This is a genomic window from Rhizobium sp. BK602, assembly GCF_014195095.1.
Lineage (GTDB): Bacteria > Pseudomonadota > Alphaproteobacteria > Rhizobiales > Rhizobiaceae > Rhizobium.
Genome location: NZ_JACIBC010000001.1, coordinates 916,928 through 933,016 on the forward strand (window position 1 = coordinate 916,928; position 16,089 = coordinate 933,016).

Annotated in this window: 13 protein-coding genes; 2 read left to right on the plus strand and 11 right to left on the minus strand. The window is 60.4% G+C overall.

All coding sequences use genetic code 11. The annotated features are described in order from the left end of the window. The first annotated feature begins 384 nt into the window (after window positions 1-384). Complete coding sequence (gene lexA, locus FHX11_RS04450) at window positions 385-1,107, plus strand: transcriptional repressor LexA (RefSeq protein WP_184355424.1); 723 nt, start codon at window positions 385-387, stop codon at window positions 1,105-1,107. On the opposite strand, the gene FHX11_RS04455 is transcribed toward lexA, so the two are convergent. Further along, window positions 1,088-3,547: a ComEC/Rec2 family competence protein gene (locus FHX11_RS04455; RefSeq protein ID WP_184355426.1), complete on the minus strand. Its 2,460-nt coding sequence runs from the start codon at window positions 3,545-3,547 to the stop codon at window positions 1,088-1,090. The two genes, lexA and FHX11_RS04455, sit on opposite strands and share 20 nt — an antisense overlap. Window positions 3,548-3,826: 279 nt before the next feature. Here FHX11_RS04455 and gltA point away from each other — a divergent pair, with 279 nt between their 5' ends. Next, a complete protein-coding gene (gene gltA / locus FHX11_RS04460; RefSeq protein WP_184355428.1) occupies window positions 3,827-5,116 on the plus strand; it encodes a citrate synthase in 1,290 nt (429 codons plus the stop codon). 29 nt (window positions 5,117-5,145) lie between these two features. Here the strand turns inward: gltA and lpxB are convergent, their stop codons facing one another. The 10 genes from lpxB to frr form a co-directional block, all read right to left on the minus strand. Continuing rightward, complete coding sequence (gene lpxB, locus FHX11_RS04465; RefSeq protein WP_184355430.1) at window positions 5,146-6,327, minus strand: lipid-A-disaccharide synthase; 1,182 nt, start codon at window positions 6,325-6,327, stop codon at window positions 5,146-5,148. After that, window positions 6,324-7,205: an LpxI family protein gene (locus FHX11_RS04470; protein ID WP_184355432.1), complete on the minus strand. Its 882-nt coding sequence runs from the start codon at window positions 7,203-7,205 to the stop codon at window positions 6,324-6,326. The genes lpxB and FHX11_RS04470 overlap by 4 nt, the downstream gene beginning before the upstream one ends. 1 nt (window position 7,206) lies before the next feature. Then, window positions 7,207-8,022, minus strand: a complete 816-nt coding sequence (gene lpxA / locus FHX11_RS04475) for an acyl-ACP--UDP-N-acetylglucosamine O-acyltransferase (RefSeq protein WP_184355434.1) — start codon at window positions 8,020-8,022, stop codon at window positions 7,207-7,209. Between the two features lie 2 nt (window positions 8,023-8,024). Beyond that, window positions 8,025-8,492 carry a 3-hydroxyacyl-ACP dehydratase FabZ gene (gene fabZ / locus FHX11_RS04480; RefSeq protein ID WP_184355436.1) on the minus strand — a complete coding sequence of 156 codons (468 nt, stop codon included), beginning with the start codon at window positions 8,490-8,492 and terminating at the stop codon, window positions 8,025-8,027. Then, window positions 8,485-9,552 carry a UDP-3-O-(3-hydroxymyristoyl)glucosamine N-acyltransferase gene (lpxD, locus tag FHX11_RS04485; protein ID WP_184355437.1) on the minus strand — a complete coding sequence of 356 codons (1,068 nt, stop codon included), beginning with the start codon at window positions 9,550-9,552 and terminating at the stop codon, window positions 8,485-8,487. Before lpxD ends, fabZ begins: the two co-directional genes overlap by 8 nt. A gap of 51 nt (window positions 9,553-9,603) precedes the next feature. Further along, complete coding sequence (gene bamA / locus FHX11_RS04490; RefSeq protein WP_184355439.1) at window positions 9,604-11,937, minus strand: outer membrane protein assembly factor BamA; 2,334 nt, start codon at window positions 11,935-11,937, stop codon at window positions 9,604-9,606. Window positions 11,938-12,135: 198 nt separating this feature from the next. Then, window positions 12,136-13,809 (minus strand): RIP metalloprotease RseP, encoded by a 1,674-nt coding sequence (gene rseP / locus FHX11_RS04495; protein WP_184355441.1) that lies wholly within the window; start codon window positions 13,807-13,809, stop codon window positions 12,136-12,138. Between the two features lie 24 nt (window positions 13,810-13,833). Next, a complete protein-coding gene (locus FHX11_RS04500) occupies window positions 13,834-14,667 on the minus strand; it encodes a phosphatidate cytidylyltransferase (protein ID WP_184355443.1) in 834 nt (277 codons plus the stop codon). Then, window positions 14,667-15,413 (minus strand): isoprenyl transferase, encoded by a 747-nt coding sequence (locus tag FHX11_RS04505; protein ID WP_184355445.1) that lies wholly within the window; start codon window positions 15,411-15,413, stop codon window positions 14,667-14,669. Before FHX11_RS04505 ends, FHX11_RS04500 begins: the two co-directional genes overlap by 1 nt. Before the next feature lie 104 nt (window positions 15,414-15,517). Beyond that, entirely contained in the window at window positions 15,518-16,078 is a 561-nt protein-coding gene (gene frr / locus FHX11_RS04510) for a ribosome recycling factor (protein WP_184355447.1), read from the minus strand. Window positions 16,079-16,089 lie beyond the last annotated feature (11 nt).

Consider the following 16,089-nt stretch of genomic DNA (forward strand, 5'->3'; position numbering starts at 1 on the left):
GAAAGCGCGGCGGCTAAAAAGAGCCGAATCGCATGCGGACGGTTTTTCCTGCCTCGGATGCGTCAACCGGACGAAACCAGCCCTGGAAGAAGGCATGACAGCGGCGCCACGAGTACGACGAAGCTCACCGAGGCTATTCGGCGTTCCGCCACAAGCTGTTTGCCTCCACCCATGGCATGCCCTTGCTTTTCCTGTAAATAATTAGGCCTCGGCACGGAAATACCGACAACCAACACAGGTCCGGGACCTGTTCTGTTCCCATTTATTTGATCGGCTTATACCACATTCACGAAAATTTAAGGGCTTGCGGAACACATATGGAACATATAGTGTCCGTTCTGCATTTGTTTCACGACACATTCTTGATTCTGGGGTTCCAAGACGATGTTGACGCGCAAGCAGCAGGAACTGCTTCTCTTCATTCACGAGCGGATGAAGGAGTCCGGTGTTCCGCCATCTTTCGATGAAATGAAGGATGCGCTCGACCTTGCGTCCAAGTCCGGCATCCACCGGCTGATCACCGCTCTGGAAGAGCGCGGCTTCATCCGCCGCCTGCCGAACAGGGCGAGAGCGCTGGAAGTCATCAAGCTGCCGGAAGCCTACAGTCCGAGCCTGCAGCCGCGCCGCGGCTTCTCCCCGAGCGTCATCGAAGGCAGCCTCGGCAAGCCGCAACCGGTGCAGCCGCCCGCGCCGGCCAAGCCGGCTAACGAAGACAATAGCAGCTCCGTTTCGGTCCCGGTCATGGGCCGAATAGCAGCCGGCGTTCCGATCTCGGCCATCCAGAACAATACCCACGACATTACCGTGCCTGCCGACATGCTCGGCTCGGGCGAACATTATGCGCTCGAGGTCAAGGGCGACTCGATGATCGATGCCGGCATCTTCGACGGCGACACCGTGATCATCCGCAATGCCACCACAGCCAATCCGGGCGATATCGTCGTCGCACTCGTCGACGATGAGGAGGCCACGTTGAAGCGCTTCCGCCGCAAGGGTGCGTCCATCGCACTGGAAGCGGCCAATCCGGCTTACGAGACCCGTATCTTCGGGCCGGATCGGGTCAAGGTGCAGGGCAAGCTCGTCGGCCTCATTCGCCGTTATCACTGACCGGCGACATTGGGGTGGCCGGCACTGTGAACGTGCCGGTTCGCCAATCATAGGCGCGATGCAGGTTCCAGGGGCGCGCCAGATTTTCAAACGCTGCGCGGATTGTCGGCTTGTCGCTGTTGAGGTTCATCTCGATCGATCCCGTTTGGCGCAGTGTCGCTCCCGTGAACAGCTTGGCGCCGGAGCGGCAGCGATCGAGGCGCAGCCGGACAGGCGTCACGACAATATTGGCGGTCTCGCAGGCGGATGGGAGATAGGCGGCATCCTCGATGATGACGAGCATGTCGCCGTTGTCGAGCATCGCCACGCACCATGCCCGCTTCTGGCAGGCGAACCCGCCCTCCCCCGCCTGATCCAGCGCCGCATCCATCGCCTTGCGGACCGTATCTTGCTCTCCGGCATTCAGCCGCCGGTTTCTGTCCGATTTGCCGATCTGGGGAAGCTGGCTGTCGGATGGCAGCATGACCGGCATGCGATGATCCGTCAGCGCCAGTGCCCTTTGCCATTGCTCGAAGATGAAATCGGGCAGCCTCTCCCGGTTGGTGGCCAATGCGCCATCGCGCACCAGCGCGACCATCGTGCCATCCTCGGAGATTATCAGATCTGGCCTGCGGACGCCGGAACCAAGCGCGGCCGCCGCGACGGAGCCGAGAAGCAGCAGAACGCCGACATGACGTATCCCTGTCCGCAACAAGGTCATCACCAGGAAACCGGCAATGAATGTCGGCATCAGCCAGGCCGGCTGTCGACCGAAGGTAATGTCGCCGTCCCAGCCAGCCACCGTCCTGGCGATGACGATGACGATCTCCAGTCCCTCTCCGGTGACTTTCCAGAAGGGAGCATCAAGTCCAAACGGCATTAGCAGCATCGCGAGCATGCCGAATGGCATGACGATGAAGGATACGACCGGCATGGCCGCCAGATTGGCGGCGAGGCCATATGTCGCCAGACGGTGAAAATGCTCGATCGAGAAGATTGCCGTCGAGGCGCCGCCGATGAAGGAGGTCGACAATACGCCACCGAAGAAGCGGGAGATGAAGAGCAGCGGCCTTAGCAGCTTGAACCGAGAAAGGACATGCTCGCGATGCCGCCGCCGCTTCCAAAGCGAGTATCCCGACACCAATGCCAGCGTCGCGGCATAGGACATTTGAAAGCTCGGCCCAAGCGCCTGCGACGGCGACAGGACGAGAATGACGATCGCCGACAGCGCGACGTTGCGCAGACTGATCGACGGTCGGTCGAAGAGCACGGCCACCAACATGATCGCCATCATGATGAAGGCTCGTTCTGCGGACACGCCGAAACCGGAAATGAGATAATAGGCCGTGACCGTCACCAGCGCACCGAAGGCTGCGATCTTCTTGGTCGGCCAAGCCTGGGCAACGCCGGAAAACAGGCTGAGGAAGTAGCGCAGCCCGACGTAGAAGATGCCTGCCGACAGCGCCATGTTCAGACCGGAAATCGCGATGATGTGCGTCAGGCCGGCGGTACGCAGCGCTTCGGTCGTTTCCGTCGAGATCGCGCGTCTCTCATCGGTGACAAGGGCCGCGGCAAAGGCGCCGGTGTCGCCGGGCAGCGTCCTCCTGATTCTATCACCTATGCCGTTGCGCAGGCCGGCAAGCCAGATATCGGCCTTGTCGACGATCGATCCCTCGGCATTGTCTCCGGCCGGAGATATCAGCGTCGGCGTTCCATAGGCGAATCCATTCGCGCCGATGCCATTGAAATAGGAGGCGAAAGCGAAATCGTTGAGACCGGGCAAGGCAGGCCCGGCCGGCGGCGTCAGGCGCGCCCTGCCCTGAATGCGATCGCCAAGATCGAAAGGCGCGGATTGCTTGCGCACGAAGATCGTAACGCGCTCGGGCGGCCGGCGAATGGCCGGTTTCTCGGTTGCGTCCACCCTGACGACATAACGCCAGCGCCCATTGTCATAGGATTCACGCCGCTCGACCCGGCCCGTCACCGTGGTCGTCACCGGCGAATCGAGCATGACGGTCGATGCGCGCCATGCTTCGCATTGCGCCAGAGCCATACCGAAGCAGGTCAGCATGCCCGCAAGCAGAAGATGCCGCAGCCAGGGCCCGGCATGCTGCTTGAAAAAGAAGGCGGCTGCGAAAACCAGCAAAGCGACGGCAACTGTTTGCGGCGGTGGGTCAGCCCCGGCCCCAAACCACAGGATGGAGCCCAAACCCATATAGACCGGCGCGAAGAGCAGCGCCCGTCCGTGGCCCGCCTCCTCGGTGACGAGCAGCAGAAAGCCGTTCCAACTCCGGGTAGCCGCCAGGCGCAGGCGCGTTGCGAGCCTGGCCTGATCCTGCGTCCGCAACGGTGAGAGGGGCATGGCAGTCGCGACGGCAACCGCGAGATCATGGTCACGCACGGCGACCTCGGCGCGATCGCGGCCGTCTACCTGCCGATCAGGTGCCTCTAAATTAGGCATGCGCCCCGCGCCCACGCAAAACTACAGCTATAACGAGATTTCTGCCGTCACCGTCAGGTGAATTCAACCAAAATCGCACGCCAAACGGATAAAATGCCTGCCCACCCAGGGAAGCGCAGCAATTTCATCTACCGCAGTGCCCAAAAGTTGATACTGCAATGCACAAATAGCTGTAAGGATAACTTGGCATTAGGCTCTGGATCATATAGCTAATCCCTAGTCGCTTAACCTTTTGGCGCTTTTTATGGCGTCAATCCCGCCAAATCTTGGAGGATCAGCATGACGGAACAAAGCGCGAAACTAACTTGGGGCGAAAAGACGGTGGACTTGCCGGTAAAATCCGGAACCATCGGCCCAAGTGTCATTGATATTGGTGCCCTTTATAAGAACACCTCCACTTTCACTTACGATCCTGGTTTCACCTCGACCGCATCGTGCGAGTCCAGCATCACCTATATCGATGGCGACGAAGGCGTTCTGCTGCATCGCGGCTATCCGATCGATCAGCTGGCCGAACACGGCGATTTCCTCGAAGTCTGCTACCTCCTTCTCTATGGCGAACTGCCGACGGCAGCGCAGAAGAAGGATTTCGACTATCGTGTCACGCATCACACCATGGTGCACGAGCAGATGTCGCGCTTCTTCACCGGCTTCCGCCGTGATGCGCATCCGATGGCCGTCATGTGCGGCTGCGTGGGCGCCCTGTCGGCCTTCTATCACGACTCGACCGACATCACTGATCCGCACCAACGCATGGTCGCAAGCCTGCGCATGATCGCGAAGATGCCGACGCTCGCCGCCATGGCCTACAAATACCATATCGGCCAGCCCTTCGTTTACCCGAAGAACGATCTCGACTATGCGTCGAACTTCCTGCGCATGTGCTTTGCCGTTCCTTGCGAGGACTATGTGGTCAATCCGGTGCTCGCCCGCGCCATGGACCGCATCTTCATCCTGCATGCCGACCACGAGCAGAATGCTTCGACCTCCACGGTTCGTCTGGCAGGCTCTTCCGGCGCCAATCCGTTTGCCTGTATCGCGGCGGGCATTGCCTGCCTCTGGGGCCCGGCACATGGCGGCGCCAACGAAGCTGCGCTGAACATGCTGAACGAAATCGGCACGGTCGATCGCATTCCGGAATTCATCGCCCGCGCCAAGGACAAGAACGATCCGTTCCGCCTGATGGGCTTCGGTCACCGCGTCTACAAGAACTACGATCCGCGCGCCAAGATCATGCAGAAAACCGCGCACGAAGTTCTCGGCGAACTCGGCATCAAGGACGATCCGCTGCTCGACATCGCGATCGAACTGGAGCGCATCGCTCTGACCGATGAATATTTCATCGAGAAGAAGCTCTATCCGAACGTCGACTTCTATTCCGGCATCACGCTGAAGGCTCTTGGCTTCCCCACGACCATGTTCACCGTGCTGTTCGCGCTTGCCCGCACGGTCGGCTGGATCGCCCAGTGGAACGAGATGATCGAAGATCCGCAGCAGCGCATCGGCCGTCCGCGCCAGCTCTATACCGGCGAACCGCCGCGCAACTACGTTCCGGTTTCCAAGCGCTAAGCCGAACCGCAGAACAACAAAAAACCCGGTCAGAAATGGCCGGGTTTTTTGTTGGCGAGAACATCGAGAAGGATCACGGCCGCTTTTTCCCCGGGCGGCTCCTCTGTCTGCATGCGCTGCCAGACGAGATCATAGCCCTGCAGCATGGCCGACCGCTCCGGCGTATCGCTGGCCAGGCGCTCGATCATACGCGCCAGCATGCCGGGCCGCAGCACATCATTGATCAGCTCCGGCACGACGGCATAATCCGCGATCAGGTTCGGGAGAGCGGCCGTCCAGATCTTGATACGCGACAGCACGAAGCGGGCGAGCCATTCCGTCTTATAGGTCGAGACCACGGGAACGCCGGCAAGGCCAAGCTCAAGAATCACCGTACCCGAAGCGGCCATTGCCGCATCCGCTTCCGCAAATGCCAGCCATTTCGCCTCCTGGCCGACCACAACAGCCGGCTTGATGCTCCAGCTTTCAAGAAGGGAACGCACCAATGCCTCCTGCCGCGGGACGGTGGGCAGTATGAAGCGAACGCGATCGTTTCGCCGGCTAAGCTCGATCGCTGCCTGTTCGAAGACCGGCAAAAGCTGGCGAATTTCGGAGCCTCTCGAACCGGGTAGCAGCAGGATCGCCTTGTCACCAAGCGGTGTATTCATCGAGCGCAGCGCACGCTCACGGCGTGTCTTGAGCAGGCTGGGGTCCACCGTCAGGCGATGGCCGACATAGGTCGTCGCCGGCCCTGTCAATCGTTGCATCGCCGCCGGTTCGAACGGCAGGATAGCCAGCACATGATCGACATAGGCAAGCATCTTCCGGGCGCGGTATTCTTTCCACGCCCAGACGCTGGGACAGACATAATCGACGATCGGCAGGTCCGGCAGGGCCGCCCGCACCTTCCTGGCGACACGATGGGTGAAATCCGGGCTGTCGATGATCAGCAGCACATCCGGCCTGGCCGCGATGATGGCATTCGCCGTCTGCCTGATGCGGGCAAGCAGCTTCGGCAGCCGCTTGATCACCTGCGAAAAGCCCATGATCGACAATTCGGAATAATCGAACAGCGATTGCAGGCCCTGCGCCTCCAGCGCCTCGCCGCCGACACCGACCAGCTCGATCGGACCGTCATGACGGCGCTTCAATGCCGCCACGAGATCACCACCGAGCAGATCGCCCGAGACTTCACCGGCAATGACGGCGAGTTTCAACGGTTTCCCGCTCACATGAACCCCTCCGCGGCGAGACCCCGGTCGATGCCGCAGACAAAAATACCCGCGTCATCGGCAGCCGCGATCACCGCATCCCGATCCAGCACCAATGCCCTGCCCGCCTCTACCGCGACCCCGGCAAGGCCAGCCTTCTTGGCATTCAAGACAGTGGAAACACCGATCGACGGCAGATCGGCGCGCACATCCTGCTGCGGCTTGCAAAGCTTGACCAGAACGCCGCGCCGGCGCGTCGAGATGCGCCTTTCCGCACGCAGGCCAGCGACGCGCTCGATCATCTGGTCCGTGCCCTCGGCGCCTTCGAGCGCCACGACGCGGCCGCCGACGCTGACAGCACCCTGGCCGACATCCAGCAATCCCAGGGCATCGGCGGCCTTGGCACCTTGTGCAATGTCGCGGAAATCTTCTTTCGACGGTGATAGGCGGCCAAGCGGCCCGGTGGTCGCCAGCAGGTCCGGCGCGATCTCGTGGGCGCCGACGACGCGCACGCCTCCGGCCTCGATCAGCCGGATGACCATCTGCAAGACGGCATTGTCACCGCCGGACAGAAGCGTGCGGATAGTCGAGGGCAATTGCCTGATCACCCGCCAGGTCGGATGCACCTCGCGCCAGGGCGGACGGCGCGCAACACCGCCCGACATGACGACCCGGTCGACACCATAGCGGCGGAACATGGCTTCGAGGCCGGCAAAATTGCCGACGCCGAGATTGGCATGATCGAAAGCGGACCAATCGCGGTCCGCCTCATCCGTCAATGCGATAATGACGGGATTTTCGCCAGCCTGGCGGGCAGCCTCGGCCACATAGGCCGGCAAGAATCCGCTGCCTGCGATGATCGCCAGCCGACCCCTGTCGGTCTGACCGTTCGCGGCCACCTCAGCCCTTACCGCGATTGGGCGAGGACAGCGCGCGATCGCTATCGGCAGCGATGAAATCGAGGATTTCCATCGCTTCCTTGCAATCGGCATATTCGCTGCGGATCGCGGCCGCATTGTCGCGGATCGAACCTTCGCCTTCGAAAATGCTCTTATAGGCGCGGCGAACCCGATGGATGACCGAGCGTTCGATGCCAGCACGGGTCATGCCGACAATGTTCAGGCCGGATAGGACGCCCGGATTTCCATTCAGCATGCCATAGGGAATGACATCGTAACTCGCGGCCGAGAGGCCGCCGATGAAGGCCTGCCGGCCGATGCGGGTGAACTGATGCACCGCGCAGCCGCCGCCGAGAATGGCGCGGTCCTCAACGGTGACATGTCCGGCCAGCATGACATTGTTCGACATGATGACATTGTTGCCGACGCGGCAATCATGGGCGACATGGGAATTGGCGAGGAACAGATTGTTATTGCCGACGATCGTCTTGCCGCCGTAATCGGCCGTACCGGTATTGATCGTCACGCCTTCACGGATCGTGCAGTTCTCGCCGACATCCAGTGTCGTCTCCTCGCCGGCATGATGCACGCTCTGAGGATCACCGCCAACGACGGCCATGGGGAAAATCTTCGTGCCCTTGCCGATCGTCGTCCGGCCGGTCACGACCGCATGCGTCAACAGCTGGACGGAATCATGCAGCACGACCTTGGGACCGACATGGCAGAACGGACCAACGACAACATTCTCGCCGATGACCGCCCCGTCTTCGACAACCGCGAGCTTATGAATGCGCGCGCTTTTTGCAATGCTGCTCATGCCTAGTCCTGATCCTTCCGTACGATCATCGCACCGATATCGGCCTCGGCGACCACCGAACCGTCGACCTTGGCGTCGCAATGGAATTTCCAGATCGTGCCGCGCTGCTTCTGCTTGACGACATGGAACTCCACGCGGTCACCGGGAACGACCGGTTTGCGGAAACGGGCATTGTCGATCGTCATGAAATAGACGAGGTTGCCGCCAATGCCGTCCTTGCGGGCGCAGATTGCGCCTGCCGTCTGCGCCATGCCCTCGATCAGAAGCACGCCCGGCATGATCGGCGATTCCGGGAAATGCCCGGTGAACTGCGGCTCGTTGGCCGTGACGTTCTTGATGCCGATGGCGGAATTGTCGCTATCGATCTCGATGATCCTGTCGACCATCAGGAAGGGATAACGATGCGGCAAAAGCTTCATAATCTCGATAATGTCAGCCGACGACAGCGACGTCTTGGCGTCTTCAGTCATGCTCCGCACTCCCGTCCTTCTTTTCTCTGGCTCCTGACCGCTTTGCGATCTCCGCCGACTCTCTCAGAAAATCCCACAAGGGCCGCGCGGGAAGACCCGCATAGCGCTCACCCGCCGGGATACTGTTCATAACACCGCTCTTGGCGCCGATCTGAACACCATCGCCGATATGGATATGGCCGTTCAAGCCCGCCTGACCACCGATCTGCACACCATCGCCGATCACCGTGCTGCCGGCGATGCCGACCTGGCTGACGATCGCGCAATGACGCCCGATGCGGACGTTATGTCCGATCTGCACCTGATTGTCGATCTTGGTGCCCTCGCCGATTACGGTATCGTCCATGGTGCCGCGATCGATGGTCGTATTGGCGCCGATCTCGACATTGTCCTGGATGATGACGCGACCGATCTGCACGATCTTGATCATGCCGCGCGGTCCCGGCGCATAGCCGAATCCGTCCTGGCCGATCCGGGTGCCATTATGAATGATGACACCATTGCCAAGATAGGAGCAGAGGATGCTGGCGCCGCCGCCGATCGTGCAATTGCGGCCGATCTTGACGCCGGGTCCGATCATGGCATTAGCGCCGATGCGCGTCCCCTCGCCGATCTCGGCACCCGGTCCGACCACGGCACCCGGCTCGACGCCGACATTGGGCTCAAGCCTGGCCGTCGGATCGACGAAGGCAGCCGGTGAGATCACCGCCGGCGTCGAGGTCAGCGCGACCGGGCGCATGGCCTGCGGATGCAGCAAGGCGCCGGTCAACGCGAAATCGGTATGCGGCTTCTTGGACAGAAGAACGGGGATGTGGTCGGGCACGAAAGACTTCAGCGCCGGCAGGCAGATAATCGCCGAAGCCCGACAGGTCTCCAGCTCGGCACGATTCTTTCGGGAAAGAATGTAGCAGATATCGCCTTCGCCAGCCCGATAGACCGGCGCGATGGACTTGATGATGACGCCGGCAAAGGCCTCATCAGCAAGCACCGCCCCAAGATGCTCGGCCAGCGCACTAAGGCTGACACCATCATGGGGCGGGAAAAAACCAATATGTTCCATAAGCACCAGCTCCAGAACGGTGTTCAAGCCCGCAGTTCTGGGCTGCCGATATCAGAACTGGTTGGCGATGCCAAACCGGAAATTCTCGACCTTGTCGTAGTCTTCCTTGAGAACCGGCACAGCATAGTCAACACGGATGACGCCGAAGGGCGACGACCAGATCACGCCTGCACCGAGCGAGGCACGGATCGAGCTGTCATTGTGCAGCACGTCCCCGAACAGATTGGCCTTGTTGCCAAACAGCGTACCAGCATCGGCAAAGGCTGCGAGGCGCAGACCGATATCCTGCGGAACACCCGGCATCGGCATGCTTGCTTCAGCCGAAGCCGTGAAATAGGTCGTGCCGCCGAGCGGATCGCCATTCGACGAACGCGGACCGATACCGGCATTCTCGAAGCCACGGATTTCGCGGCCACCGATCGTGAACTGATCGAAGACGTTCAGCTTGCCGTCCGTCGGCATGACATAGCCGGCGCCGACCGTGAACGAACCGATGATGTCGGCCTCGTCGCTGATCATCTTATAGATACGCGCCTTACCGTTCAGCTTGTAGAAGTCGGAATCGCCACCCAGACCAGCATATTCATGCGTGAACTTGGCGATGATGCCTTCGCGCGGCAGGTTCTGATCGTCCAGAGTGTTGTAGGTGAAGGTCTGAGACACCGTCGACTGCACCCAGGGACCGTTCTCCACCAGGTTCCGGTAAGGAGCGGAGAGATGATCTTCCCAATCGTTCGTGCCGTCGTAGCTCAGACGCTTGTAGTTGTAACGCAGCGTCGTTGCCAGGTTATCGGTGATCGGGGCAGTCACGCGCAGCGAGAAGCCCTGCTCCGAATAGTCATAATAGTCGTCGCTCGACGTCTGGTTCTTGAAGATGTCGAAACCGGCAGCCAGACGATAACCGAGGAAATAGGGCTCGGTGAACGAAATATTGTAGGTGCGGTTGCCTTCGGTACCGGCACCCGCAGCGATGCGGATGTACTGGCCGCGGCCCAGGAAGTTCTTTTCTTCCACCGATGCTTCCAGCAGCAGACCGCCATTGTTGCCCACCGCGTAACCGGCACCGATACCGAACGAGCCGGTCGGTTGATCTTCGACGTTGACGATAACGACGACACGGTCGGCAGCACTGCCCTGCGCCGTGCTGATGTCCACCTTCGTGAAGTAGCCGAGCGCGTCGAGGCGGCGCTTGGCGCGGGTGATCATTTCCTGGTTGAACGCGTCGCCTTCGTTGATGTCGAACTCGCGGCGGATAACGTAATCGCGCGTGCGGGTGTTGCCGCGGATCTCGATGCGTTCGACATAGGCGCGCTCGCCCTGATCGACCAGATATTCGATACCGATCGTGTGACCGCTCAGGTCGCGATTGCCGCGCGGCGTGATGCGGGCGAACGGATAACCGGCCGACGCAACGCGCTTGGAAATGTTCTCGATCGAGGTCTGGATGTCCTTGGCGCTGTAGACGTCACCCTTGTTGGTGATGACCAGGCTCTTCAGGTCGTCGGCATTGACGCCGTCAACCGTCGAGATGACGTTGATGTCGCCATAGGTATAGCGCGGACCTTCATCAACATTGAAGTTCAGCGTGTATTCATTGGACTGCTCGTTCAGCGTCGCATCGGCGCTGACGATGCGGAAGTCCGCGTAGCCGTGGTTGTAGTAGAACTGACGCAGCGCATCCTGGTCCGCCTGCTGGCGCTCGGGGCTGTAGACGTCCTTACGGGTCAGGAACGACATGAAGTTCGACTTCTTGGTGCTGATCACCGAAGCCAGACGGCCGCTGCTGTATGCCTGATTGCCCGAGAAATTGATCTTGTCGATCTTGGTGCGGTCGCCTTCATTGATGACGAAGGCCACGTTGATGCGACCCTGCGCGACCGGAACGGTCTGCGTCGTCACCTGGACTTCATTACGACCGATCGCCGCATAGGCGTCCTTGATCGTCTTGATGTCGGCCTGAACCTGCGTCTCGCTGTAAGGGCCGGCCGCATGGGTCTGGACGATACCCTGCAGCTTGTCATCCTTGATCTTGCGGTTGCCGTTGAAAACCACAGCGTTGATCAGCTGGTTTTCCTTGACGGAAACGACCAGCGTACCGCCGGAAACGGACACATGCACATCGGAAAAGTAGCCGGTGGCATAAAGTTGCTTCACGGACGTGTCGATATCAGCGGGCGAAAAGCTCTTGCCGGGCTTGATCGTGATGTTGTCGCGAACAGCCTCGGCGCCAACGCGCTCGGCCCCGCGAACATCGATCCGCTGAATGACAGCAGCTTCCGCGACTGAAGCAGAAGCGAGTGTGATAACACCAGCGCCCGACGCAACAACACCTGCAGACAGCGCTACCGCCGACACTGCGTTCAAAAATCTTGAACCAGCCTTCATTTTCACTTCTTACCTTTTTTCAGTCGTCCCCAGCCTCGAGCGAACCCGATTCCGGCCACGTGTGTCGTTTTACCCGCTTTTGACATACAAGCAAGGGAGCAAGTTAATTTCTGTTTACTTCATTTCAAAGCGTGGCCCATTGGCCACTACAGCTTTGAAACATCGTAAATAAATCGTAATTCCTCTCTTACTCCCCCATCAGCCTAGTCTGGAGCTGATGTCGTTCCATGTCGCAAACACCATGAGTGATAGCACCATCGCGAATCCGATCCGGAAAGCAATATCCTGTGCCCGTGCACCCAAAGGTTTTCCCCTTACGGCTTCAATCGCATAGAACATCAAGTGCCCGCCATCAAGTACCGGGACCGGCATCAAATTTAATAACCCAATAGAAACAGAAAGTATGGCGGCAAATTGCAACACTGCAGCAAAGCCTAAAGTTGCCATCTGACCGGACATTTGCGCCACGCGGATCGGCCCGCCGAGCTGATCGGCCTTCATGTAGCCGCCGATGACGTTGCCAAGATATTCGACGGTGCCGGAAATGATGTTGCCAGTCTGCTTGACACCCTCACCAATCGCGCGCAGGGGTCCGTAAGCCTCGTAGCGGAGCTTGATCGGCTTCTGGCCATCGGTAATACCGATGCTGGCGACCTCGACCTCGTTGCCGAAGGCGTCGGGCTCCTGCGTCTTCTTCGGAACCAGCTCCACGTCGCTCGTCTCGCCATTGCGCTGGACGGACAGGAGAATGGCCTTGTCGGCATGCGAGGCCGCGTAGCGCTGCACTTCACCGATGGAACCGATCGCGCGCCCATCCACCGAGAGGATGCGGTCGCCGAGAGCTATCCCCTTCCCGGCCGCAGGGCTGTCCTGCGCGACGGTGGCCACGAGCGGATCGACCGGCGCAATGCCGATACTGCCGATGTCCTTCTTGTTGCCGGACGCGTCGGTTTCCGTCAGGGTTGCCGGCTCCATTGAAAAATCGCGCGTCTGGCCGTTGCGCTCGACCGTCAACACGATGGTCTTGCCGGGACGATCGCCGATATAGCGGGCAATATCGTAATAGGTCGCGACATCGTTGCCATCGACGGCGATCAGACGGTCGCCGGCCTGCACGCCGGCCTTCGCGGCCGGTCCACCCGGTTCGACCGCCGTCACCTGCGGATCGACCAGCGCGATGCCGATGCGGCCCATCTCCATCTTGTTGCCGAACTGATCGGTGTCCTCGACGAGCTTCGGCACAAGGTTGAAGTCACGCTTCTGACCATCGCGCTCAACCGTCAGCACGAGATTGCGGCCAGGCCGCAGGCCGACATAACGCTGGACTTCGTCGAAAGTCGCGATCTGATTGCCATCGACGGCGATCAGCCGGTCGCCGGGCTCTATCCCGGCTTCGGCGGCGGCACCGCCGCGCGTAACCATGGCAACGACCGGATCGGCGACGGTGCGGCCATAGACGCTGAAGAGAACGGCGAAAATGGCGATGGCGAGAAGGAAATTGGCGATCGGACCGGCGGCAACCGTCGCGGCACGCTTCCAGAGCTTGGCGCCGGCAAAGGATTGCGCCCGCTCCTCCTCCGTCATGGCCGAAAGCTGGTCGACATCGGTCTTGCTCGAGGCATCCTCGTCGCCGAAGAAGCGCACATAGCCGCCGAGCGGGATGAGCGACAGTTTCCAGCGGGTGCCATGACGGTCTGTGAAGCCGGCGATTTCCGGACCGAATCCGACCGAAAACGCCATGATGCGGATGCCGGACCAGCGGCCGACCAGATAGTGGCCCATCTCATGCACGAAAACGAGCAGGGACAGCACGAAAACAAATGTGATGACGTTGTTCGTCAAGAAGCCGATGATGCCTGCCACGCTACCCATGCAACGATCCTGTTCGCGTTGATTTCACACACCGAGCAGAACGCTGCCCAGTGACATGGTCTCGCCGCTCATTGTCAGCGAGATTACGATAGCCAACAAAAACGCTGCAAAACAAGCAAAAATTAGTCCATCCACCCGGTCCATCACCCCGCCATGGCCGGGAATCAGGTGGCTCGAGTCCTTGACGCCGAAGCGGCGCTTCATGAAAGACTCGAACAAATCCCCGATCTGGCTGCAAATCGACAGGATCAGAGCGAGCGCTGGAATCCATAAACCATCCGCGGAGAAATAGCTCCAGACGACCGCCGTTCCGGCAATCACGGCCGCGATCGCACCGCCGATGGCCCCGGACCAGGTCTTGCCGGGCGAGATGCGCGGCGCAAGTTTTGCGCCACCGATGGCGCGGCCGACGAAATAGGCAAAGATATCCGTCGCCCATACGGTGGCAAAGACGAACAGCATCAGCACGAAGCCGCGCAAATCGTCGTCGCGGATCTCGGCAAGGGCGATGGCGGTCAGACCCGCATAGACTATTCCGCCGGGCAGCCACCAGCTCTTATGGCGTATGGCGACCATGATCGATGTCGCCGCAGCGAAAGCGATCAGCACTTCGAGGGAATAGACCGATTCCTCCATCAGCGTGGAGCCGCCAATCAGCACCAGCCCCAGCCAGCCGAGCGCGTTGCCCTGCGGGTCGCGGCCATGCAGATCCGATATCGTCGACCATTCGTAATAGACGAGCAAGCCGATGGCGACCGCCAGGATACGGAAGTAGAAACCGCCGAACCAGGTCGCGGCAAGAACGATCGCGGCAAGGATGATGCCGGAAATGATGCGCAGCCGGAGTTCGCGACTCATCAGGACCCCACGGCCGCCGCCTGCTTGGCGGAAAGGCCGCCAAACCGCCGATCGCGCGCGGCGTATTTCTCCAGCGCGGAGAAGAAAAGATCGCGGCTGAAATCCGGCCAATATTCCGGCATGAACATGAATTCCGAATAGGCCGCCTGCCAGAGCAGGAAGTTCGACAGCCGCTCCTCGCCACTGGTGCGGATGATGAGGTCGGGATCGGGGATGCCGGCGGTATCCAGCCGGGCGCCGACCAATTCCGGGCTGATATCCTGCGGGCGCAGCCGTCCCGCCTCGACATCCCGCGCGAGGCTGACAAGCGCGCGCGAAATCTCGTCGCGGGAGCCATAGTTGAAGGCAATGACCAGGGTCAGCGCGGTATTGTCCTTGGTGGTCTCTTCCGCCTCGATCAAAAGAGGCAGGATGTCGCTGCGCAGGTTGTTGCGATCGCCGATCACGCGGATACGGACATTCTGGCGATGCAGTTCGGCGAGATCCCGGCGGATGAAGGCCTTCAGCAGGCCGAGGAGATCGCTCACCTCGGTTTCCGGCCGGCGCCAGTTCTCCGAGGAGAAAGCGAAGAGGGTCAGGTATTTTACGCCGACATCGCCGGCGGCTCGCACGGTCTCCCGCACCGCCTCCACGCCCTTACGATGGCCCATGGTGCGCGGCAGGCCGCGTGCATTGGCCCAGCGCCCGTTGCCATCCATGATGATGGCAACGTGTTCGGGTATGGCAGAGAAGGTGGGAAGCGACATATGGGTCCGGTTTCGTTCGGCGGGAAAACTCTGGCCTCTTAATCTAGGGCACACGCTCCGCTTTCAATATCTCGTGATCGAAAGCGCGTCACCCCAGCATGACATCAGACCTGCATGATTTCCTTTTCCTTCTCGACTAGCAAGCGGTCGATGTCCGAAATCGTCTCATCCGTCATCTTCTGCACACGCTCCGAGAGGGAACGGCTCTCATCCTGTCCGATGTCGCCATCCTTTTCGGCCTTTTTGAGACCGTCCATGCCGTCGCGGCGCACATGGCGAATCGCCACCTTCGCCTTCTCGGCATATTCATGGGCGACCTTGACCAGCGAGCGGCGGCGCTCTTCGTTGAGCTCCGGCAGCGGAATGCGCAGGTTCTGCCCGTCGACGATCGGATTGAGGCCGAGATTGGACTCGCGGATGGAGCGCTCGACGGCGCCGACCATCGACTTGTCCCAGACGGAAACGGTCAGCATGCGCGGCTCGGGAACGGTGATATTGGCAACCTGGTTGAGCGGCATGCGCGAGCCATAGGCTTCAATCGTCACCGGATCGAGAATGTTGGCGGAGGCTCGACCGGTACGCAGGGAAGCGATGTCGCTCTTGAATGCCGCGATGGCGCCGTCCATGCGGCGCTTCAGTTCCTTGAGGTCGGTGGCTTCACTCATATTTATACTCC